The sequence below is a fragment of the Hydrogenophaga sp. genome (assembly GCF_030158645.1).
Lineage (GTDB): Bacteria > Pseudomonadota > Gammaproteobacteria > Burkholderiales > Burkholderiaceae_C > Hydrogenophaga.
The window spans coordinates 60,870-82,740 of record NZ_JAOASO010000162.1 but is presented as its reverse complement, the minus strand read 5'-3'; the positions used below and the strand labels follow the sequence as shown (position 1 = coordinate 82,740).

The 21,871-nt window shown below is 66.3% G+C and carries 21 protein-coding genes and 1 pseudogene; 8 read left to right on the top strand and 14 right to left on the bottom strand.

From position 1 onward, the window contains the following. The first annotated feature begins 4 nt into the window (after positions 1 to 4). Positions 5 to 1,507 (top strand): AMP nucleosidase, encoded by a 1,503-nt coding sequence (locus Q1W68_RS17685; RefSeq protein WP_300717199.1) that lies wholly within the window; start codon positions 5 to 7, stop codon positions 1,505 to 1,507. Between the two features lie 25 nt (positions 1,508 to 1,532). On the opposite strand, the gene Q1W68_RS17680 is transcribed toward Q1W68_RS17685, so the two are convergent. The 3 genes from Q1W68_RS17680 to Q1W68_RS17670 form a co-directional block, all read right to left on the bottom strand. Next, positions 1,533 to 2,237 carry an anti-sigma factor gene (locus Q1W68_RS17680; protein ID WP_300653604.1) on the bottom strand — a complete coding sequence of 235 codons (705 nt, stop codon included), beginning with the start codon at positions 2,235 to 2,237 and terminating at the stop codon, positions 1,533 to 1,535. Beyond that, complete coding sequence (locus tag Q1W68_RS17675; protein ID WP_300717198.1) at positions 2,234 to 2,800, bottom strand: sigma-70 family RNA polymerase sigma factor; 567 nt, start codon at positions 2,798 to 2,800, stop codon at positions 2,234 to 2,236. Before Q1W68_RS17675 ends, Q1W68_RS17680 begins: the two co-directional genes overlap by 4 nt. Positions 2,801 to 2,937: 137 nt before the next feature. Then, positions 2,938 to 3,480: a DUF3455 domain-containing protein gene (locus Q1W68_RS17670; protein ID WP_300653608.1), complete on the bottom strand. Its 543-nt coding sequence runs from the start codon at positions 3,478 to 3,480 to the stop codon at positions 2,938 to 2,940. A gap of 166 nt (positions 3,481 to 3,646) precedes the next feature. On the opposite strand from Q1W68_RS17670, the gene Q1W68_RS17665 reads away from it, so the two are divergent. Then, positions 3,647 to 4,414, top strand: coding sequence for an ABC transporter ATP-binding protein (locus Q1W68_RS17665; RefSeq protein ID WP_300653610.1), 768 nt, complete (start codon positions 3,647 to 3,649; stop codon positions 4,412 to 4,414). 10 nt (positions 4,415 to 4,424) lie between these two features. Here Q1W68_RS17665 and purT read toward each other — a convergent pair whose 3' ends face one another. Together purT and asd are read right to left on the bottom strand one after the other, a co-directional pair. After that, positions 4,425 to 5,627: a formate-dependent phosphoribosylglycinamide formyltransferase gene (gene purT, locus Q1W68_RS17660; protein WP_300717197.1), complete on the bottom strand. Its 1,203-nt coding sequence runs from the start codon at positions 5,625 to 5,627 to the stop codon at positions 4,425 to 4,427. Positions 5,628 to 5,652: 25 nt separating this feature from the next. Next, positions 5,653 to 6,504, bottom strand: coding sequence for an archaetidylserine decarboxylase (gene asd, locus Q1W68_RS17655; protein WP_300717196.1), 852 nt, complete (start codon positions 6,502 to 6,504; stop codon positions 5,653 to 5,655). Between the two features lie 98 nt (positions 6,505 to 6,602). On the opposite strand from asd, the gene Q1W68_RS17650 reads away from it, so the two are divergent. Continuing rightward, on the top strand, positions 6,603 to 7,529 hold the full coding sequence (locus Q1W68_RS17650; RefSeq protein WP_300717195.1) for an ATP-binding cassette domain-containing protein: 927 nt from the start codon (positions 6,603 to 6,605) through the stop codon (positions 7,527 to 7,529). 2 nt (positions 7,530 to 7,531) lie between these two features. Beyond that, on the top strand, positions 7,532 to 8,350 hold the full coding sequence (locus tag Q1W68_RS17645; protein ID WP_300717194.1) for an ABC transporter permease: 819 nt from the start codon (positions 7,532 to 7,534) through the stop codon (positions 8,348 to 8,350). 3 nt (positions 8,351 to 8,353) lie between these two features. On the opposite strand, the gene Q1W68_RS17640 is transcribed toward Q1W68_RS17645, so the two are convergent. Beyond that, positions 8,354 to 8,608 (bottom strand): hypothetical protein, encoded by a 255-nt coding sequence (locus Q1W68_RS17640; protein WP_300653621.1) that lies wholly within the window; start codon positions 8,606 to 8,608, stop codon positions 8,354 to 8,356. 264 nt (positions 8,609 to 8,872) lie between these two features. Here Q1W68_RS17640 and Q1W68_RS17635 point away from each other — a divergent pair, with 264 nt between their 5' ends. After that, a complete protein-coding gene (locus Q1W68_RS17635; protein ID WP_300653623.1) occupies positions 8,873 to 10,840 on the top strand; it encodes a hypothetical protein in 1,968 nt (655 codons plus the stop codon). Positions 10,841 to 10,859: 19 nt separating this feature from the next. Here the strand turns inward: Q1W68_RS17635 and Q1W68_RS17630 are convergent, their stop codons facing one another. From Q1W68_RS17630 to Q1W68_RS17620, 3 genes are all read right to left on the bottom strand, one after another. After that, the gene (locus Q1W68_RS17630) at positions 10,860 to 11,990 is read right to left on the bottom strand and encodes a YbdK family carboxylate-amine ligase (protein WP_300662428.1); all 1,131 of its coding nucleotides are present in this window, start codon (positions 11,988 to 11,990) and stop codon (positions 10,860 to 10,862) included. 3 nt (positions 11,991 to 11,993) lie between these two features. After that, positions 11,994 to 13,181: a cation:proton antiporter gene (locus tag Q1W68_RS17625; RefSeq protein WP_300717193.1), complete on the bottom strand. Its 1,188-nt coding sequence runs from the start codon at positions 13,179 to 13,181 to the stop codon at positions 11,994 to 11,996. 146 nt (positions 13,182 to 13,327) lie between these two features. Next, on the bottom strand, positions 13,328 to 14,230 hold the full coding sequence (locus Q1W68_RS17620; protein ID WP_300717192.1) for an SAM-dependent methyltransferase: 903 nt from the start codon (positions 14,228 to 14,230) through the stop codon (positions 13,328 to 13,330). Between the two features lie 57 nt (positions 14,231 to 14,287). Here Q1W68_RS17620 and Q1W68_RS17615 point away from each other — a divergent pair, with 57 nt between their 5' ends. From Q1W68_RS17615 to Q1W68_RS17605, 3 genes are all read left to right on the top strand, one after another. Next, complete coding sequence (locus Q1W68_RS17615; RefSeq protein ID WP_300717191.1) at positions 14,288 to 15,328, top strand: serine/threonine protein kinase; 1,041 nt, start codon at positions 14,288 to 14,290, stop codon at positions 15,326 to 15,328. Between the two features lie 94 nt (positions 15,329 to 15,422). Further along, on the top strand, positions 15,423 to 15,872 hold the full coding sequence (locus tag Q1W68_RS17610) for a MarR family transcriptional regulator (RefSeq protein WP_300649171.1): 450 nt from the start codon (positions 15,423 to 15,425) through the stop codon (positions 15,870 to 15,872). Between the two features lie 71 nt (positions 15,873 to 15,943). Then, complete coding sequence (locus Q1W68_RS17605) at positions 15,944 to 16,372, top strand: organic hydroperoxide resistance protein (protein ID WP_300649170.1); 429 nt, start codon at positions 15,944 to 15,946, stop codon at positions 16,370 to 16,372. Positions 16,373 to 16,456: 84 nt separating this feature from the next. On the opposite strand, the pseudogene Q1W68_RS17600 reads toward Q1W68_RS17605, so the two are convergent. The 5 genes and pseudogenes from Q1W68_RS17600 to Q1W68_RS17580 form a co-directional block, all read right to left on the bottom strand. Continuing rightward, positions 16,457 to 16,789, bottom strand: a pseudogene (locus tag Q1W68_RS17600) (hypothetical protein); the annotation flags it as partial. A gap of 116 nt (positions 16,790 to 16,905) precedes the next feature. Then, positions 16,906 to 17,862: a response regulator gene (locus Q1W68_RS17595; protein WP_300649168.1), complete on the bottom strand. Its 957-nt coding sequence runs from the start codon at positions 17,860 to 17,862 to the stop codon at positions 16,906 to 16,908. Further along, entirely contained in the window at positions 17,859 to 19,067 is a 1,209-nt protein-coding gene (locus Q1W68_RS17590) for a hybrid sensor histidine kinase/response regulator (RefSeq protein ID WP_300649166.1), read from the bottom strand. Before Q1W68_RS17590 ends, Q1W68_RS17595 begins: the two co-directional genes overlap by 4 nt. Further along, positions 19,064 to 20,389, bottom strand: a complete 1,326-nt coding sequence (locus Q1W68_RS17585) for an ATP-binding protein (protein WP_300649165.1) — start codon at positions 20,387 to 20,389, stop codon at positions 19,064 to 19,066. The genes Q1W68_RS17590 and Q1W68_RS17585 overlap by 4 nt, the downstream gene beginning before the upstream one ends. Positions 20,390 to 20,403: 14 nt before the next feature. Then, positions 20,404 to 21,810, bottom strand: a complete 1,407-nt coding sequence (locus tag Q1W68_RS17580) for a class I SAM-dependent methyltransferase (RefSeq protein ID WP_300649163.1) — start codon at positions 21,808 to 21,810, stop codon at positions 20,404 to 20,406. Positions 21,811 to 21,871 lie beyond the last annotated feature (61 nt).

Sequence of the window (21,871 nt, the reverse complement as noted above, 5' to 3'; positions counted from 1 at the left end):
CCCCATGCACAAGACACCCGACTTTACTGCGCCGATTTTTCTCAACGACCCGGCCGCCGCCCTGCGCCAGGTGCAACGCATCTACCACGACAACGTGGCATTCTTGCGCCAGGCCATGCGCGACTTTGTGGGCGGTGGCGACTTCACCCACGCCCGCGTGCGCGCCTGCTACCCCTACGTGAGGCTGCACACCCACAGCGTGTCGCGCCAGGGCAGCAGCAGTTTGCCGATCAGCCGCCTGAGCTACGGCTTCGTGGCCGGCCCGGGCCGCTTCGAGACCACGCTCACCCGCCCCGACCTCTACAGCGACTACTACCTGGAGCAGTTCCGCCTGCTGCTGGCCAACCACGGCGGCGAGCTGGAGGTGGGCACCAGCACGCAGCCCATCCCGATCCATTTTTCGTTCGCCGAACACGACCATGTGGAAGGCAGCCTGAGCGCCGAGCGCCGTGCCTTCATGCGCGACGTGTTCGATCTGCCCGACCTCACCGCCATGGACGACGGCATCGCCAACGGCACGCACGAACCCAAGCCCGGCGAGGCGCACCCGCTCTCCCTGTTCACCGCGCCACGGGTGGACTATTCGCTGCAGCGCCTGCGCCACTACACCGGCACCGCGCCCGAGTGGTTCCAGAACTTCGTGCTGTTCACCAACTACCAGTTCTACATCGACGAGTTCATCAAGCTCGGCCACGCCGAGATGGCCAAGCCCGACAGCGAGTACGTCGCCTTCGTGGAGCCGGGCAACGTGGTGATGCGCCGCACCGGCCTGGCCGCCGAGCCGGGCGACGAGCTCGGCCACGCGCCGCCGCGCCTGCCGCAGATGCCGGGCTACCACCTCATGCGCGCCGACCGCAGCGGCATCACCATGGTCAACATCGGCGTGGGCCCGGCCAACGCCAAGACCATCACCGACCACATCGCCGTGCTGCGCCCGCACGCCTGGCTCATGCTCGGTCACTGCGCCGGCCTGCGCACCAGCCAGCAGCTGGGCGACTACGTGCTGGCCCACGCGTATGTGCGCGAAGACCATGTGCTCGACGAAGAGCTGCCGCTGTGGGTGCCGATCCCGGCGCTGGCCGAGATCCAGCTGGCGCTGGAAGCCGCCGTGGCCGACGTGACCGGTGTCCCCCCGGCCGAGGTCAAACGCATCATGCGCACCGGCACCGTGGCCAGCACCGACAACCGCAACTGGGAACTGCTGCCCGACAACAAGCCGCAGCGCCGGTTTTCACAATCGCGCGCCGTGGCGCTCGACATGGAGAGCGCCACCATCGCCGCCAACGGCTTCCGCTTCCGCGTGCCCTACGGCACCCTGCTCTGCGTGAGCGACAAACCGCTGCACGGCGAGATCAAGCTGCCCGGCATGGCCAACCACTTCTACCGCGAGCGGGTCGACCAGCACCTGCGCATCGGCATCCGCGCCATCGACCTCCTGCGCGAAGGCGGACCGGACCAGCTGCACAGCCGCAAGCTGCGGAGTTTTTCGGAAGTGGCGTTCCAGTGATGACCCGGCGGTGGTGCGGCTCAGGTCACAGCTGAACCGACCGCCCGATGAACTGGATCGGCCCGGTGGGTCGGCCGGTGGGTGAGCCGTTGTAGGGCTCCACGGTGATCTCGAACAGCTGGTTGGGCTGGATCGGAGGCAGCTTATCGAGCGGGATCTCGATCGGTTTGCCCGGCTCCACCAGGCCCAGCGACACCGGCGCGCTCCAGCTGTCGGCCTTGGTCCAGAACTGCAGCGAACGTTGCGCGGGCACCGGCTCGGGCGCCACCGGTATCAGCTTCAGGCGCTGAGCGCTGCTGGTCTGCACCACCCAGCCGGGCGACGTGCCTTGCGGGGCCACCAGCACCACCATGAATTGCGGGCGCGCGGGCGCGAACAGGCCCACCGTGGGAGCAATGGCCATCACGCTGGCGGCGGCAAAACCGGTGGCGGCAGCAAAGCGCCAGAAAGCCACGCTGTTCCACCAATGGCTGAGGCCGCCCGGCTTGGTGGCGGGCACGGCACGCGGCTTCGCAGGCAGGCTGTTTTCAATGCGCTGCCACAGCGCGGGTGACGGTTCAACCGGCTGCACCAGTTGGGTCAGGGGCTGCAGTTTCGCTTCCCACTGCTGCACGGCGGTGCGCAGCATGGCGTCTCTGGGCAGGCGCTCCTCGACCTCGATGCGCTGGCCAGCGGACAGCGTGCCGAGCACGTAGTCGGCAGCCAGTTGCTGAGTCTCATCCAAGCTCATGCCAGGCACTCCTTGAGCGAAGCCATGCCACGGCGGATCCAGGCTTTCACCGAGCCCAGCGGTGCGCTCAGGCGCTCGGCGATTTCGGTGTGGGTGCAGCCATCGAGGTAGGCCAGCAGCACGCAATTGCGCTTGGCCACGTCGAGCCTTTCGAGGCAATGGTCGAGCTGCCCCAGCGTGGAGCGCATGGAAAAGGCGTCGAGCATGTCGGGTGCGACCTGGGGTTCGGCGTCCTGCAAATCATCGAGAAGTTCTTCGTCCACCGACACGGTGCGGGCACTGGCGCGCACCGCGCTGAGTGCGCCGTTGCGCACGATGCTGCACATCCAGCCACGGCCTTCGCCGCGGGCGGGATCAAAGGTGGAGGCACGGTTCCAGATCGCCATGAAGGCGTCGTGCAACACGTCTTCGGCGGCGGCGCGGTCGCGCACGATGCGCAAGGCCACGCCCATCAGGAACCGGTTTTCGCGTTCGTAGAGGCGCCGCAAGGCGCTCTGGTCGCCGCGCGCACAGGCTGCCAGCGCGGCGTTGTGATCGAAGGGCGTGGGATCGTTGGAGGGCACGGGCGTCGGTCGGACCAGCGGATCGATCGGACACCAGGCACCTCGACGATGAGGTACCCGGCAGGGTTGCCGCCGATGGTACCCGAGGGTCTGCCTCAACCGGCTGGCCGGCGCCACACGACGCCGGCCAGCGGGCATCACACCGCCTTGTAGAAGATGTAGTCGGCCTGGTACTTCACGATCTGCTTGGCGCCCATGTTGGCAGCACCGCAGGCCATGGCCGGAGCAACACCACCCACGGTGGCCACGCGCTGCACATAGGTCACGCCGGTCATGGCGCCGGTGCCCATGGCGGGGTTGGCTTTCACCAGTTGCAGGGGGATCGCGCCTGCGCCGGCCGGGGCCACAGCCACTTGCGTGCCGGTGAATTTGGAGCCGTCGTTGCTCTGCCAGGTGGCGGGTGGGCCGTAGTAGGTGCCCACTTGTTTGCCGGCGCGGTCCATCAGCTTGGCGTCGGGACCGACGAACACCCATTCGAACTGGCCGGCCATGTCTTTCTTGGCACGGCATTCGTAGGTGATGTCGCCGGCGCCCACGGTTTCCAGGACCACTTTGTGGCCCATGGGCACCTGCACCGAGGCGGGCAGCATGGCTTGCGAATACATCATGGGCGCTGGGCCGGTGGCGCAGGCGGTCAGGGCAAGGGCGGCCGCAGCGGCCAGGGTGGACTTGATCATCATGGGAAAACTCCTCGGAGGTGGTTTGTGGGCAGCGGCGCAAGTTCAGCGCCACTACCACCACTACGCCCGAGAGCGGCTTCTGGATGCAGGCGGACCGAAAAAAAATTCGCGCATGCGTACGGCTGCGAACGGTGCCAACGGAAGGCTCTGCGTAAGCTGCGGTCTCATGAACCTGGACATCAACCTCTCGGACATGGGCCGAACGCCCGCTGCCAGGCCACCGGCGTCGCTGCCGCTCATGCGCCTGACCGGCGCCAGCAAGCGGTACGACCAAGGCGACAGCGTGCGTGAGGCGCTGCGCTCGGTGGATCTGGACATCCACCGCGGCGAGTTCGCGGCCATCGTGGGCCCCAGCGGCTCGGGCAAATCGGCCCTGATGAAGATGCTGGGCCTGCTCGAAGCACCCACCAGCGGTGGCTACCAGTTCCAAGGTGTGCCGGAACAATCGCTCTCGACCGAGCAGCGCCTGTGGCTGCGGCGGCGCTTCTTTGGCTTCGTGCCGCAAGCCTTCAACCTGCTGCGCAGCACCTCGCTGCAGGGCAACGTGGCGTTGCCACTGATGTACCGCGGTCTGTCGGCCGAGCGCTGCCAGTCGGCCGCCATGCGCGCGCTGGCGGTGGCCGGGCTGGAGGACCAGGGTCACAAGATGCCCGACGAACTGGACAGCACCCAGCAGGGCAAGGCCGCCATCGCGCGCGCTCTGGTGTGCAACCCGAGCGTGCTGCTGGTCGACAGCACCGGCCCGACGTCAGACCAACCCCTGTGCCCCCACATCGGCGGTCTGCTGCGCACACTGAACACCGAGCACCGGATCACCGTGGTGCTGGTCACCCAGCAGGCCAGTGCCGGTCACTGGGCGCAGCGCACGGTGTCGCTCAACGGCGGTGCGGTGGAACAGGACATCAGCCGCGCAGCGGCCGGCGCCCTGCACTGAGGTGGATGCGTCAGGCGGCGCGCGGTTTCACCCGCGCAGCGGCCTGCTTGGCACGCGTGCGGGCCAGCTCCACATCGGCATCGAATGCCAGCGCCACGCCCATGCGGCGCTTGATGAAACTCTCGGGTTTGCCGAACAGGCGAACCTCGGTCTGCGGCACGCGCAGGGCCTCGTCCACACCGTCGAACGCGATCCCGGTGGCGTCCACGCCACCGTAGATCACGGCGCTGGCGCCCGGGCTCTTGAGCGCGGTGGAGACCGGCAGGCCCAGGATGGCGCGCGCGTGCAGTTCAAATTCGTTCTGCCACTGCGTGATCATGGTCACCATGCCGGTGTCGTGCGGGCGCGGGCTCACTTCGCTGAACCAGACCTGGTCGCCTTTGACGAACAGCTCCACGCCGTACAGGCCCTGGCCACCGAGGTCGTCGGTCACGGCCTTGGCCACGCGGCGCGACTCGGCCAGCGCAGCCGGTGTCATGGGGTGCGGCTGCCAGCTCTCCACGTAGTCGCCGCTCACCTGAACATGGCCGATCGGGTCGCAGAAGTGGGTTTCGATCTGGCCGTCGGCGCCCAGCGCGCGCACGGTGAGCTGGGTGATCTCGTAGTCGAAGTCGATGAAGCCTTCCACGATGATGCGGCCCGGGCCGACGCGGCCGCCCGACATGGCGTGGTCCCACGCCTTCTGCACATCGGCCGGGCCGTCGATCTTGCTCTGGCCCTTGCCGCTGCTGCTCATGACCGGCTTGACGATGCAGGGGTAACCGATCCCGCCATCAACGGCGGCCTGCAGCTCGTCCAGCGAATCGCAGAACTTGTACGGGCTGGTCGGCAAACCGAGGGTCTCGGCGGCGAGGCGGCGGATGCCCTCGCGGTCCATGGTCAGGCGCGCGGCGCGCGCCGTGGGGATCACGCGCACCACGCCGGCGGCTTCCAGCTCCTGCAGCATGGGCGTGGCAATCGCCTCGATCTCGGGCACCACCAGGTGCGGGCGCTCGGCCTCGATCAGCGCTTTGAGCTGCGCTGGATCGCTCATGGTGATGGTGCGGGCATGGTGCGCCACCTGCTGACCCGGCGCGTTGTCGTAGCGGTCCACCGCCGTGGTTTCCACACCCAGGCGCTGCAGCGCAATGAGCACCTCTTTGCCCAGCTCACCCGAGCCCAGCAGCATGACCTTGGTGGCCGAAGGAGACAAAGGGGTGCCCAGCGTGGTCATGTGAAGCTCCAGAAAAAAGAAAGGATCAGAGGGCGCTGCCCATGGCCTCGCCCAGGCGCACGGCATTGCCGGGTGCCCAGTCGGGGTTGAAGGCGATGGTGTCGCGAGGCCAGAGCAGCACAACGGTCGAGCCGAGCAGGAAGCGGCCCATCTCGTCGCCGCGCTGGAACACCACCGGTGCATCGTCGTAGTTCCAGGTGCGCACCTCGCCCGGGCGCGGCGGGTTCACCACGCCGTGCCAGGTGGTGGCCATGCTGCCGACGATGGTGGCGCCCACCAGCACCTGCACAAACGGCACGGTGGTCTCGCCCACCTGCAGGTCGAACACGCACACCACACGCTCGTTGCGCGCGAACAGGCCAGGCACGCCCTGCGCGGTGGCCGGGTTCACCGAAAACAGGTCACCGGGCACGTGGATCATGCGGCGCAGGCGTCCAGCGGCCGGCATGTGGATGCGGTGGTAGTCCTTGGGGCTGAGGTAAATGGTGGCAAACGATCCGTCGTCGAACAGGCCCGCCAGCTCGGCGTCGCCGCCCACCAGCGCGCGCGTGCTGTAGGTGTGACCCTTGGCCTGGTAGATCTGGTCGCGCGTGATCGCACCAAACTGGCTGATCGCACCGTCCACCGGACACACAAACGCCGCGTCGGCCAGTGGCCTCGCATCGGCGCGCAGGGCGCGGGTGAAGAACTCGTTGAAGTTGGCGTAGGCGGTGGGGTCCGGGTTCGCGGCCTCGGCCATGTTCACGCCGTATTTGCGAATGAAACGGCGAATGATCCACTGCGTGACGGCGCCCCAGCGGCCGTTGGCCACCCAGCCGCCAAACTCGGTGAGCGCGCGCTTCGGGAACAGGTATTGCAGTGAAACGGCGAGGGACATGGATGGGTGCAACTGGAAAGACAAGACCCTGGCGGGCAGCCCCGCATTGTAGGGGCCACCCCCCTTGGCCCCCGGGCAGGCGGGCACAATCCCGCACCATGACACCCGCCTTGTTTGAATGCCGGCACCTCGTCAAACGCTACGGCGAGACCACCGTGGTGAACGACCTGAGTTTCAACATCCACCCCGGTGAATGCCTGGGCGTGATCGGGCCCAACGGCGCCGGCAAGACCACCACCATCCGCATGTGCCTGGGCCTCACCACGCCCGACGCCGGCCGCATCACCGCCTTTGGGCTGGACATGCCGCGCGACGCGCTGGCCATCAAGGCACAACTGGGCGTGGTGAGCCAGATGGACACGCTGGACCCGGACTTCGACTGCGCCGAGAACCTGCTGGTGTACGGCCGCTACTTTGGCCTGCCGACGGCCACCGTGCGCGAGCGCATCCCGCAGCTGCTCGAATTCGCCGCACTCTCGCACAAGGCGCAGGCCAAACCGGGCGAACTCTCGGGCGGCATGAAGCGGCGCCTGTCGCTGGCGCGTGCGCTGGTGAACGACCCACGCCTGCTCATGCTGGACGAGCCCACCACCGGCCTGGACCCGCAGGCGCGCCACCTGATGTGGGAGCGCCTGCAGGTGCTGCTGCAAGAGGGCAAGTCCATCTTGCTGACCACCCACTTCATGGACGAAGCCGAGCGCCTGTGCAGTCGCCTGTTGGTGCTGGACCAGGGCCGCAAGATCGCCGAAGGCAAACCCCGTGACCTGATCGCCGAGCACCTGGAGCCAGAAGTGGTGGAAGTGTTTGGCCAAGGCGCGGTGGCGTTGGCGCACGAAGCCAGCTTGAAAGCCCTGGCCGGGCGCGTTGAGGTCAGCGGCGAAACGGTGTTCTTCTACACCGAGGACAGCCGCGCCTTGATGCACGCCCTGGAGGCCTGGCCCGCGCTGCGCACCTTGCACCGACCTTCTAATTTGGAAGATCTGTTTTTGAAATTGACCGGACGCCAGATCCGGGAGGAAGGCTGACCATGAGCCAAATTCAAAACAACATCTGGGCCGCGCCCCGCCTGTCCATGCGCTGGTGGCCCGTGTTCCAGCGCAACTGGCTGGTCTGGAAGAAACTCGCCATCCCCAGCCTGGTGGGCAACATCGCCGAGCCGCTGATGTGGCTGGTGGCGTTTGGCTACGGCATGGGCGCGCTGGTCGGGCAAGTCACCATCCACACGCCGCAGGGCGGTGTGGCCGTGCCGTACATCCTGTTTCTCGCCAGCGGCAGCATCTGCATGAGCGCGATGAACGCGGCCAGCTTCGAGGCGCTGTACTCGGCGTTCTCGCGCATGCACGTGCAGAAAACCTGGGACGGCATCATGAACGCGCCGGTGAGCCTGGACGATGTGGTGCTGGCCGAAATGTTGTGGGCCGGCTTCAAGGCCTTGTTCTCGGTGACGGCCATCATGGTGGTGATGCTTGCGCTGGGCATCAGCCATTCACCCAAGCTGCTGCTGGCCTGGCCGGTGCTGCTGGGGGTGGGCATCACGTTCTCGTGCATTGCCCTGGTGTTCAACGCCCTGGCCCAGGGCTATGACTTCTTCACCTACTACTTCACGCTGTTCCTCACACCGATGATGTTTCTCTCGGGTGTGTTCTTTCCGCGTGAGCAACTGCCTCTGGTGGTGCGCCACATCTCCGACTGGCTGCCGCTCACCAACGCGGTGGAACTGGTGCGACCCTTGTTCATGGACCAGTGGCCTGCGCAGCCCTGGCTGCATGCGGGCGTGCTGCTGGTCTACACCGTGGCAGCGTTCTGGCTGGCCCTCGCGCTCACGCGCAAGCGCTTTTCAAGGTAGTTTTCAGTGGACGGTGTGGAGCGCAGGCTGCGCTTCAACGTACAACTCCGCGCCGGAGTCCATGAACTCTTCGGCTTCGATCACGGCATCGAAGTCGCGGGCGGCATCAAAAATCTTGGGGATCAGCGGCTTGTCCAGCGGGCGGCAGATGCGCTGGCGCAGGCCGCGCAGGTTGGCGCTGGTTTCCATGGCGTGGATCACGGCTTCCGGATCGAGCATGAGGACGAAGGGATTGAGGCGGCTGGAAGGGGTGGACATGTTGGGCTCCTGGGGGAAATACAGAAATGTTTCAGATCGGGTGTCGATGAAACAAACTGTATCGGGGGGTCTTCAGGACGTTAAGTCGGCGCAGCCCCATTCCGTCTGTCAGAAGTTGCCTTACAACACCGTCCCTGGCGCTGACAAGCGGACAAGCCAACGGTCGGGCCGCTGGGCTGCCCAGGCGATTCCCGAACGGCCGCACCCCCACCACACTGACCTCAGGCCAACGATCCGCTCCACGGCGCCCAAGCAGGAGGTCACATGTACGGACATCTGTCGATCAATCCCGATGGTTTTTTGCTCGTTGAGTACCCGAAATGGAACCTTCGCGAGCCGGTCGTCATTGCCGAGGCGGGCCGCCTCAAACGGGCGACCTTGATCCAACGGGCGGGATCCATCCCCATCGGAGAGCGCCGCAACCGCCTCTACATGGGCATTGCCTCGGCCCTGCCCTGTGTGCCCGACGACTTCGTCGACTACGCGATCGATATCGGGATGGCGTACTTCGACCTGCCCGACGCCGAAATTGAACAACGCAACCGCGAGATCCAGACGCTCGTGGACGCCGAGTTCGACGCTGCGGATGTGAAGGCGCACGTCGGGATCGGCGGGATCGTGAAGTGCCTCAAGGCGGTCGGCTACCTGCGCTCGGGGCCGGAGCTGGACATGTTTGTCCAGCATTGGTGCACCAGGGTGCGCGAGGAATTGTTCGATCCCAAGCTGGCGGTGCTCCAGCCTCTCAAAAAGGCCATGCAAGTGCTCAACGGCATCGCATCACGCGTCAAGGACCCTGCCATCCAGGCCTCGCTCAAAGGCGTGGCCACCACCTCGCTGACCAGCGCGCGCCCGAGCGAGGTTGCCGCGCTGCAAGAGGCGTTCCAGACCGTCATGTCGAAAGTCAAGGGGGGATCGGTCATCGCGGAACTGGACAAGGCTTTCGCCGCGAACCGCCTGCCAGCGCCCAACCGGGCAGCAGCCTTGCGCGATGCGGTCGCCATGGCCGCCGCAGACACCGGTCTCACCGGCGCTGCGGTGGCACAGGAAGCGCTGGCGCGCGCAAGCGCGCGCCTCGATGTGGACGACGCCTTGATCATCCGGCTGTCGGTGGAGGCCATCGAGAGGGGGCAGTCGGTGGGCGAGTTCACCGAGTCCAGTCGGAAGGCCCTTGAGCGGGTCAAGGCGGCGCGCCTGGCCACCGAAGAGAACGCACTGCAGACCCTGTTGCGGCTGGGTCAGCGCGAGCGCAACCGCCAGGCGGAAGAAGCCCGACAGCGGTCCGCGGCACCGTCGATCGCCCTGTCCGCCGGCCATGAAGCCGGGTTGGATGCCGCAGAACGGGACACCCTGCAACGCCTGTCGCTGAGCCAGCTGCTGCGCTGGATCGATGGCCCGGTGACAGGACCGCGTCGGCGCCCGCTGGACCGCGAAGCAGCGTTGACCAAGGCCAGGGCGATGCCGGCACCACGCGTCCCGCCGCTGAACCATCCGCCGCCCGGCGAGGCCACGCCCCGCCGCGAGGAGCGGGTTGATCCCGAGCCCTCGGTTCAGGACATTGCCGCTGTCGCCGCTCAGGGCTATGCCGCCACCGCGGCCTTTCTCCGAGACGAGGTCCGCGACATGTTGCCCATTGCCGAGCAACTCAAGATGGCCACCGACGTGATCAGCGAGGCCACCAGCCTGGCAGACAACCTGGATCGGCTGTGTGCCGCGCTGGACATCGCCCAGGATGCCTTCGACGAAGAAGCCACTCAGCTTGAACTCTCCCGGGCCGACGCGGGGCTCACCGCGTTGCGCGAGCAGCTGGCGCGCCAGAAGCAAAGCGTTCAACGCAAGGCCCAGTTCACGAGCGCGCTGAGCGCCGCGCTGGCCAAGGAGGCGCTTCGGCTGGACCGCCGCGACGGCGGCGTGGTGCCCTGCCCGCTGCAGCCCACGGACTGGGGGTGGGTGGCAGAGCAATGCCACCGCCGCTGGCTCAACGGTGTGCGGCACATCGTGGTGGACGGCGTGCGCAGGCAGCTGGACAACGACGAGGCACTGGCCCTGCACGTGACGGGCAGCAGCCGCAGCCGCGAGGCCTACGTGTTCAATGTGTCGGTGCACCTTTGGCAACGCGATCACGGCAAGACCGGCCTCCCCAGTACCGTGAATGGGCACTGGCCACCCATGGACACCGACGCCTGGTTCGACACCTACCGCAGCTGCTGTGTGCTGCACGTGCCCAGGGGCTGAGGCGGCCGCCTGGCGCAGCCTACAGGACGGGTCCCTGCCGCAGCGCCTCCACACTGGCCCGCACCACCGCCTGCACACTGCCGCTCTCCCGGTACTGGTTGCGCAGGAAAGTGGCGTGGTTGCCCACGCGGCCGGCGGTGCGCTCGATTTCGTCCAGCGCGGCCATCGAGTTGAGCGCCTGCCCGTGCGGCGCGATCTTGCGCAGCGTGGCCAGGATGTCTTCGCGGATGCTGATCTGTTCGCGCGTCTTGGGGTTGACCATCATGCCGTCGAGCCCGAAGCGGCAGGCCTGAAAACGGTTGTAGGTGTAGACGAGGTAGTCGTCTTCTTCGGGCGGTGGTTCGCTGCGCTCCAGCAGGTGGCGGCACAGCGCCTGCAGATAACACGCGAGGCCCGCGGCGCGCTCCACCGTCAACGGCGTGTCGCACACACGCAGTTCGATGGTGCCGTACTCGGGCTTGGGCCGGATGTCCCAGTAAAAGTCCTTCATGGACTTGACCACGCCGGTGCTCTCCATCTTGGTGAAGTACACGTTGGCGAATTCGTCCCAGCTCAACACGAAGGGCGCGCGCCCGCTGAGCGGAAACGCGAAAACCGAGTTGAGGCGCGCCGAGTCGAACAGCGTGTCCACCCCCTGGGAAAACGGCGACGAGGCCGACAGCGCAATGAAGTGCGGCACGTAGCGGTTGAGCGAGTGCAGCAAAAACAGCGCCTCGTCGGCGTTGGAGCAACCGATGTGCACGTGTTGCCCGAACACGGTGAACTGCTTGGCCAGGTATCCGTACAGGCCCGAGAGCTCCTGGAAGCGCGGTTTGGAAAAGATGCGCTGTTCGAACCAGCGCTGAAACGGGTGTGTGCCACCGCCCGCGATCTCGATGTTGAGCCGGTCACCCGCGTGCACCAAGGTGTCGCGGATCTGCTGCAGCTGCGCCAGCAGCGGGCCGTGCTCGCGCTGCACGTCGGTGGCGATCTCGATCATGCTTTGCGTCATCTCGGGCGTGACCACACCCGGGAACGGCTTGCGCTTGAGCAATTCGAGCAGGTCGTTGGCGCTGCTGGAGAGGTCGAGGTCGTAGGTGTTGACGAGCTGCAGCTCGAGCTCCACACCCATGGTCAGCGAATCGGATGACTTGAACGTTTCCAACGGCATGGCTTACTCCTTCGTGACGTGGGTTTCGTGGGCGGTCATCAGTGCCCGCTGCGTGACGAGGGGCCCCAGCAGTTCCTGCACCACCATCATCCCGGCCATGGCCGACAGCACCGCCACCGCCGGCGCGAAACCGTAGAGGCGGCTCTGCTCCAGCAACAGGATGGCAAACGCCGACATCGGTGTGAGCGCCAGCCCCGTGAGCAAACCTTTGCGCTCCGTGATGCCCGAGAGGCGCGCAGCCACGAGGTTGCAACCCACCTTGGACGCGGCGCGCACGGCGATCAGCAGCAGGCCCATGAGCATGCCGGCGCCGACGTCTGCCCAGTTCAGCAGCGAAGCGATGTAGACGAACAGGAACACCGAGAGCAGATCGCCCGCGGTGCCGAAGTCGCGCTGCGCGTTGGTGAGGTGCACCCGCCGCTCGCGCGCCACGATGCCGAACGAGAGCGCGGCCAGCAGCGGCGAGAGCTTCAGCCCGTAGGCGGCGGTGGTGAGCAACAGCACCGCCAGGGCAAACACCACCGTGACCCCGCGCTCATGCGTGTTGCGCTGGCGCAGCAGCCAGGGCACGGCCACGCCCAGCAGGGCTCCGATGGCCACCGAGGTGGCCACCACGTACATGCTGCCGAATGCGGCGAGCACCAGATCGCCCGAGGTGCTGAGGTACCAGTAGCCCACCACCAGCTTGAGCGCCACCACCGACAGGATGCAGTTGATGGCACACAGGTGCAGAACCCGCTCGGTCACCTGGCCCGCGCTGCGCAGCTCGTTGGCCACGCGCACCACGCCGGCGGGTGAGGCCGAGATGGAGAGTGCCGCAATGATCAGGCGGTGGTCCACCGGCAAGTCAAAGTAACCGCTGACCCAGTAGATGAGGCCGAAGGTCACGAAGGACTCCACCACGCCGAGCGCCAGCATCCACGGGTTGTGGCGGAACCAGCGCAGGTTGATGCGGTAGCCGAGCTCGAACAGCACCAGGGACAGCGCGACGTTGGCCAGAAACGGCAAACCAGGCACGTCGGTGGTGAGGCCTGGCAGGTTCACCAGCCCGCCGATCAGGCCCACCGCCACGTAGCTGCTCACGCGCGGAATGTGCCAGCGCTCGAACAACCACTCGGCCGTGAACCAGGCCAGCAGCAGCACCAGGGGCCAGGCGATGGACTGCAACAAAAAAGCGAAATCGGTGACCATGGCAGGCTCTCCAGGATGGGGTCTGTGGGATGGCGCTCCCGGGTGCGAAGCACCTTGGAACCACCAGGCAAACCGGCATCAGCGTGGCGCTGACTTGTACACCGGGAAAATGGCAAACCGGTGGCCCGAAGGGCCACCACGAACAATCAGGCCGTCACGGGGGACGCACCGGAGTCGACCGCAAAACGCGACTGGAGTTCCGGCAGGCCCAGCTCGTCGAGCACCTGTGTCAACCGCTGCCGGGCCCGCTCGCGGGCCCCGTGTCGGTCGTCGGCCATTCTACGGGCGAGGATCAACTCGTTCTTCATGGAATGTTCCCAGCCCACCAGCTCGGTCACGGTCACGCTGTAGCCGCTGGCTTCGAGCTGCAGGCACCTCAGCACATTGGTGATCTGGCTGCCGAACTCGCGCGTGTGCAGCGGGTGGCGCCAGAGTTCGGCCAGCGGCGAGCGGGACAGGCTCAGCGCCTTGTGCTGCCGCAGCACACCGGCCACCTCGGCCTGGCAGCACGGCACCAGCACCATGTGGCTGGCGTGTTTGGCCAGGCCAAACGCAATCGCGTCGTCGGTGGCGGTGTCGCAGGCGTGCAGCGCAGTCACCACATCGATGCGCGCGGGCAAGCCCGGGTGCGTGAGCGCTTCCTGCACCGTGGTGGCCAGAAAGTCCATGCGTTCGAAGCCCAGCTTGGCCGCCAGCGCGCGCGATTTCGCCACCAGCTCGGCCCGGGTCTCCACGCCGATCACACGGCCCACGGTTTTCGACTTGAAGAACAGGTCGTACAGGATGAATCCCAGGTAGGACTTGCCCGCGCCGTGGTCGGCCAGGGTCACATCGCCGCGCGCGGCCAGCACCTCGGCCAGCAGCGGCTCGATGAACTGCACCAGGTGGTAGACCTGCTTGAGCTTGCGGCGTGTGTCCTGGTTGAGCTTGCCCTCGCGGGTGAGGATGTGCAGCTCCTGCAGCAGAGCCACCGACTGGCCTTCGCGCAGCTCCGGCAGTTGCTCCTGCAGCGTGGGCGCCGGGCGAGCGGGTGATTTGTGTTTGGCCATCTCCCGATGATAGGTGCGTGCCCCTCGCGCGCGGCCCGGCAGCAGTGACAATCCACCATGACTTCCGATCCCACCAGCACCCATCCCTACAGCGCCCTCACCCCCGACGTGGTGCAGGACGCGCTGGCCAGCATCGGCCTGTGGGGCGACGGGCGCATGGCCGCGCTCAACAGCTTCGAGAACCGCGTGTACCAGATCCACCTGGAGTCGCCCCTGGACGGCGTGGACCAGGTGGTCGCCAAGTTCTACCGCCCCGGCCGCTGGAGCGACGCGCAGATTGCCGAAGAACACGCCTTCGCCGAAGAGCTGGTGGCCGCCGAGATACCGGCCGTGCCACCGCTGCGTGTGCAAGGCGAGACGCTGCACCACTTCGGCGGCTTCAGCTTCGCGGTGAGCCCGCGCCGCGGCGGGCGCCGCCCCGAGCTCGACAACTTCGAGGTGCTGGAGTGGATTGGTCGCTTTCTCGCACGCATCCACAGCGTGGGCGCCAGCCAGCCGTTTCAGGTGCGCCCAGCACTGGACAGTGCGAGCTTTGCGCATGAGCCGCGCGACTGGTTGATGGAACACGCCGCCGTGGCGCCCGAGGTGCGCACCGCCTGGTCGGCCGCATTGGAAGAAGCGCTGGCCCTGATCGAAGCGCACCCGGTGCTCAAACCCGGCGCGGTGCTGGACGAAGACAGCATCCGGCGCATCCGCCTGCACGGGGACTGCCACCCCGGCAACATCCTCTGGACACCCGAGGGCCAGCCCGGTGCCGGCCCGCATTTTGTGGACCTGGACGACGCACGCACCGGCCCGGCCGTGCAAGACCTCTGGATGCTGCTCAGCGGCGATCGCCGCCAGCAGACGCAGCAACTCGGTGCGCTGGTCGACGGCTACGAACAGTTCCGTGCGTTTGACCGGCGCGAGCTCGCGCTGATCGAACCCTTGCGCACGCTGCGGCTCATCCACTACAGCGCCTGGGTCGCGCGGCGCTGGGACGACCCGGCCTTCCCGATCAACTTCCCCTGGTTCGGCAGCCGCGACTACTGGCAGGGGCAGGTGGACATGCTGGTGGAGCAGATCGAAGAGATGCAGGGCGAACCCCTGATGGCTTGAACCCTGTCCAACGGGCTCGCGATGTCCTTGACGGCAATGTGGCTGCTCGCGATTAAATTGCACACAATTTAATTGATCGCTACAGTCCATACCCATGAACAGCCCACGCCTCTCCAGCGACCAGGCCCTGCAGCTTGACCACCAGCTCTGCTTTGCCCTGTACTCGGCCTCGCTGGCCATGACCAAGCTCTACAAGCCGCTGCTCGAGGAGATCGGACTGACCTACCCGCAGTACCTGGCCATGCTGGTGCTGTGGGAACACGACGGCGTGGCCGTCTCCGAGCTCGGGGAACGCCTGCACCTTGATTCGGGCACCCTCACCCCGCTGCTCAAACGGCTGGAGGCCGCCGAACTCGTGACCCGCCTGCGCGACGTGCAAGACGAACGCCGCGTGCTGATCCGCCTCACGGCGGCAGGTCGAAAACTCAAAACACGCGCCGCGCGCATTCCCGGCTGTGTGCTGCAAGCCACCCAATGCGACGTGGCCGAGGTGCTCGCGCTCACGCGGCAGGTGCAGGCCCTGCGCGACCGACTGACCGCCTGATCCCGATGTCAAGTTCAGCCCATTTCACCCACCCGCTTCCCGCAAGCGATTCAACCCCCAGGAGCCACACCATGCCCACTTCCCTCGACAAAGTCGTCTACACCGCCCGCGCCCACACCACCGGCGGCCGCGAAGGCACCTCGCGTTCCGACGACGGCATGCTCGACGTCAAGCTCTCGCCACCCAAGGCCATGGGCGGCTCGGGCGCGGCCACCAACCCCGAGCAGCTGTTTGCTGCCGGTTACTCGGCGTGCTTCATGGGCGCCATGAAACACGTGGCCGGCATGAAGAAAATCGCTGTCCCGGCCGATGCCGCCATCGATGCCGAAGTGGACATCGGCCCCATCCCGGCCGGCTTCGGCATCGCGGCCCGCCTGAACGTGAGCCTGCCCGGCATGGACCGCGCCGTGGCACAGGATCTGGTGGACACCGCCCACCAGGTGTGCCCGTACTCCAACGCCACCCGCGGCAACATCAACGTGACCATCACGCTGGTCTGAGCCTCGGCTCACCAGGCAAAAAGCCCGTCCGGCGCGAGCCGGACGGGCTTTTTTCATTCTGGCAATCGGTGCTCACCGGGGAACGCGATCGGGATCGTAAATGGTGGTGCTGGTGCCCACACCGACACCCACCCGCGCGTTGCTGTTGCCGATCGGGGTGCTGGTGCCCACGCCGGCACCGGCACTCACCGCACCGCGCTGGTTGACCCCGACGCCCACGCCCACGGGGCCCACACCGGTGCTGATGCCGGCGTTCACACCGCCCGTGCCCACGCCCACGCCAATGGAAAACGGACCGATCGGAATGCCCACCCCAACGCCCGCGGAGCAGCCGGCGAGCAAGGCTGCCGCGCACAGACAGGCGGCCAGGCGAGCGGCGTGCCGGGACAGAGGGGAAAGGGATCGTGGTGCGTTCATGAGGTGGCTCCGGGTGATGCAGGGGCAGGGTGAATTCAAGCCCCTCGTGGACAGACCATTTTCATACGCCGGGGTTCCACGGCGCGGGCCGAGGCATGCAAAACAAGACCCAGGCCTCAAGCCGGGTCCTTGCCCAGCCGCTCCATCGCATCGGCGAGCCAGTCGGCGCGCAGCGCGTCGGGCTCGGCAGCCCCCACCCACCACCCGCCCTGAGCCGGCGTCACACGGGCGCAGCCGTCCTGCCACAGCAGCCAGGCCAGCCACGCAACCTGGGCCGCGGTGGGCGATTCACCAGCGGGTGAGACCAGCAACGCGGTGAACACGGTGGCATCGGCCACGAGCACCCCGTCACCGTGCGGCTCGCCGCCCAAGGCCCGCGCCAGCGCCGCCCAGGCGTCGCCGCTCTCGCCCCGGGGACCGAAGGCCTGCAAGGCATCGCGCAGGTGCGACGCAATGGCCGCGCCGCGCTGGGCTTCGGCTTGCAGCAGATCGGCGTGGTCCCATCGGTTCCAGTCCACCAGAGGCTCGGCGCCACCCACCGCGCACGCGGCCTCGGCAAAACGGTGGATCGCCTGCTCATGGCCACCGGCGTGCACGGCCGAACTCACCATGTACAAGGCCGACAGACGGTTGGCCAGCAGGCGGCTTTGCTGCGCCAGCAAGCGGTCGCGCATCAGGCTGTCGCGCTCGCTGCGCAAGACGGCCAGCTCCAGGGCGTTTTTCAGGTCGGCCCGCAGGCTCTCCAGCTCCCAGGGCTTGTTGATGTAGCGGTAAATCTCACCGGTGTTGATGGCTTCTATCGCATCGCCCAGTTCCGAATAGGCGGTGGTCAGCATGCGCACAACGCCGGGGTAGTACTCGCGGGCGTGGCGCAGCAGCTCGTTGCCGCGCTCGCCGGGCATGCGCTGGTCGCACACCAGCACGGCCACGTCGGCTCCGTGCGCCAGCAGGACGGCACGGCCTTCCTCGACCGAGCCCGCCGTGAGCACCGGCGCCAGCGGGCTGACGAGGCGCTCGAAATACTTCAGCGCCATGGCCTCGTCGTCGACATACAGAATTTTCGTGGGGGTCATCGGTTCTCCTCGGCCGGGGTGTCGTCGGACGACGGTGGGAAATAAAGGGTCACGACCGTGCCCTGGCCCGGGGTGGAGTGCACGGCAATGTCGCCACCCAGGGTGGTCATCACGCGCTGACAAAACAACAGGCCCATGCCGCTGCCGCCGCTGCCGGCGCGCGTGGTCACGGGCTCGCGGGTGAGCTTCATGAGCACCTCGGGCGGAATGCCTGGGCCGTTGTCACGCACGCGCAACGACGGCTGCGGGCTCAGGCCAGGCAACATGGCCAGGCGGTCCAGCGTCATGTGCACCTGGGGGTGTGGTGGTGGCTCGGCACGCAGGGCGATGAGGGCATTCTTGACCAGTGTGCACAGCACGAGATAGAGCAGGTCGCGCCGTCCGGGGAGCGTGAAATCGGCCGCCAGTTCAGTCGACAACCAGCCGGCCTCAGCCGCTTCAAACGGATACTCGGCCTGCACCGCGCGCACGAGATCGCTGGCGCACAGACTGGCCGACGCATCACCCTGGGTCGCGTCACGCGCCGTCTGCACGAAGGTGGACACCAGCGACTGCGCGTACTCGGCACGCCGCTGCGCGGCTTCGATCATGAACAACACATCGCCGGGCTTCTGCTGTGCGATGTGGGCCATGCCCTCACTGTTCTCCGGGCTAGAGCGGTGGTTCTCGCGCATGGCCGAGAGGTAACCACGCACCGTGGCCAGCGGGGAGGTGACCTCGTGCGCCAGAAAACCCAGCGTCTCGCGCAAGGCCGACTCGCGCCGCGCAACCACCGACTGGTCGCGCCAGCGGCGCACGCTGGCTTCCAGCGCCTCGCGCAGGGCGCGGCGCGTGATCGCGTCGTCCAGTGGTTTCTCCAGAATCTTCTCGACATGGCCTTCATTCACCGCCGACATGGCCACGTCTTTGTCGGCATAAGCCGACACCAGCAAGCGCGCCACATGCGGATAAAGCCGCCGCACTTCGCTGAGCAGGGCCACGCCATCGCGCACCGGCATCGAGTAGTCGGTGAGCAGCACGGCCACTTCGTGGCCGCGCTCGCGCAACAACATCAGCGCTTCGTCCACGCTGGCGGCGGTGAACACGTTGAATTCCGTGCCGTACAGGCGGGCAAACCATTTGCACGCCTGCGGCTCGTCGTCCACCATCAGGATCGCGTGGGGTCCCCGGGGACCCCGGTGCGCGTCGGGGGCTTGCATGCTCATGGTGGTCTCGGCAAATCAAAACTGAACTCGGTCCACGCGCCCGGCTCGCTGTCCACCGCCAGGGTGCCGCCGTGACGCTGGACGATGCCGTAACTCACGCTCAGGCCCAGCCCGAGGCCGGCACCCACATCGCGTGTGGTGAAAAAGGGCTCGAACACCCGACCCAGGTTCTCGGGTGCAATGCCGGTTCCGTTGTCTCGCACCTTCACCAGCAGGCGTTGGTCCAGCGGCACCACGGTCACCGCGATCTGCGGTTGGTCGCGCTTGACCGCCTGCAGGGCATGGGCGGCGTTGCTCAGCAAGTTGATCAGCACACCGATGATGGCGGGCTCGTCGCCCAGCACATGGGTGTCTTGCGGCAGCTCCACCGGCACGTCGATGCCGTTGAGCTCGTAGCCGGCCAGCCGCAAGGCCGAACGCAGGGCGTTGCCCAGCAAAAATGGGCGCTGTGCGTCCTGCCCCGGCTTCTGATAGGCAAAGGTCTTGAGGTCGGAGACGATGTTCTGGATGCGCTGCATGCCTTCGCGCGCATCGCCGAGGCTCTCCTTGAGCATGGGATCGACCTCCACGCCGGGGCAGGTCAGGCCCATGTCGATCGCCATCAGGCTGTAGTTCACCGGGTTGTTGAGCTCGTGCAGCAGGCCGGCGGACAACGTGCCGATGGCGGCCATTTTTTCGCGCTGGATCAGTTGGCCCTTGACTTCGGCCAACGCCGCGTTTGTCTTCAGCAAGGCTTCGTTCTTCTCCGCCACCTGCCGCTGCAGCGCGAACATGTTGTAGCGCCCGCGCTCATTGAAGTAGGTACAGAAAGAACTGATCGTGGCCGAAAACAAAATGAAGAGCGAGACGCCTGCAAACCGGTTGAAGTCCTGCAGTCCCAAGGGGTGGAAGTAACAGGCAATGGCGTACAGCGCGTAGGTGAACAGTCCGAAGGCGAGGCTCTCGATGAACGCAATGGGAAGGATGATACCGGTGGCGTACAAGGCGAGATGCAACCCGACGAAGTAAATGGAATTCACGCCATCGGTGACCCCGATCATCCAGGCGATCATCGCCTGCGGCAGCGCGAGCCACACCAACGTGAGCGGGCGAACCCAGCCCAGCCCCTTGCTGGAGTGCAACAACGCCAGGATGGCCAGCGTCAGGGCGGCAATCACGAAGCGCGCGGGCGCCAGGGTGGAGAAGGCTTCGGGATACAGCGTGTAGTCCAGCCCAAGGCCCATCAACACCAGCACGATGGAAACAACCGCACCGGCTTTGCTGTAAGAAAGCCGGAACTCGCTGAGTTCCTGGTGGTAGTGAGACAGCTGGGGTGGATTCATCGGCGATTGATCGCTCACGTCGACCCCGGGACGCGGAACTCGGCAAAGACATTGACGCCCGTGGCGTCCGTGAAAAGGCGGGTCTCTTCTCGCAGCGGCGGCAACACCGCTTCGAGGCCAGCCTCGTCGCGGTAAATGAGATGCCACTCCAGGAGATGCTCCATCACATTCTTCTGGGGATTGGACGAATGAACGTTGGTGACCATCACCAAGCCACCCGGACGTGTTCGCGCGACGAAGTACTCCAGCAACCGTGAGCAGACCTTGTCGGAGAGGTAGTCAAAGAGTCCCGCGCAGTAGACGAAATCGAAGACACCTTCATCCAGCCCGTCCTCGCGCTTGGACGCCCTCTTGAGCAATTGGTGCACGGACTCCTGCACGTACTCGACCTCGACCTTCTTTCCACCCTCTTTGCCCGCGCGCTCAATGCAGGACCGGGTGTATTCCAACGTAGGCTCACTGAAGTCCAGGAGGGTGAATGACAGGCTCTCGGCGTTGGGATCTGACGCGATGAAGCGCTGAATCTCGACTGCGGGCCCGCAGGCGACGTTGAGCACACGCGCCTTGCGCCCCGCCTGCTTTGCATCGGCAGCAACGCGGCCCAGGTATTCGACCAGAATGTCGATCCGGTTGCGGTGCGCCTGCGCGACCGCCGCCTTCAGGAAAAAGGCGTTGATGATCTGGAAATAGGTGCTGTTGCCCTGACGCGGATCGGCCAGGATCTGATTGACCATCTCGTAGTCGCCAGCGTACCCCAGCGGCTTGGCAAAGGTTCGGTACACGAAAGGCGCCCGCAACAGCAACGGGTGCAGCGCCGTCTGCGCAAAGTTGCGGTGGGCAACGGCATCTTCTTCCGGTATGCGCGAGCCCTCTTCCTCCAGCCAGACGAAATACTCTGCGCCCTTCTTCATGATCGGCTCGGCAAGCTCGTCGAAGACATCGGATCGCAGTCGCCCATCTGCTTCACGGGGCAAGACAGATGACATGTCTGCCTGGTCCGCCCAGCGGGCGGTCTCGGCGAGAAAAGCGCGGAATTCGCTGATCGTGACCTGGTAGCTCTGTTTGACCTTGAAGCGCGACTCCCAATCGGCGACAAAACGCATGGCCTCGTCATGCACCTTGCTGACGTCGCCGCGAATCGCGTTGAGGTCGGACCACTCGTCGATGAGTGCCACCGACACCACCGCCATGAGCCCGGTGTTGAGCAGGCTCACCACCACCGCCTTGCCCTTGTAGAGGTTGCTGTCGCCGGAGCGGATGGTCAGCTCGCCGAGCACCTCGCTGACCTGCACGATGGAGTACGGGTTGTAGATCTCCATCACCAGAGAGCGGCGCTGCAGGCTGGTCAGGGTTCCGCGAGCGCTCTCGCCCTGGCTGTTGCGGAAGGTGACGACGTGATCGAATGGACGCTGAAGGTACACGGTAGGACCGGTTGACTGTGTTGAGGAACCGGGGCAGTGCCCTGTCCCTGGAAGAACCCCC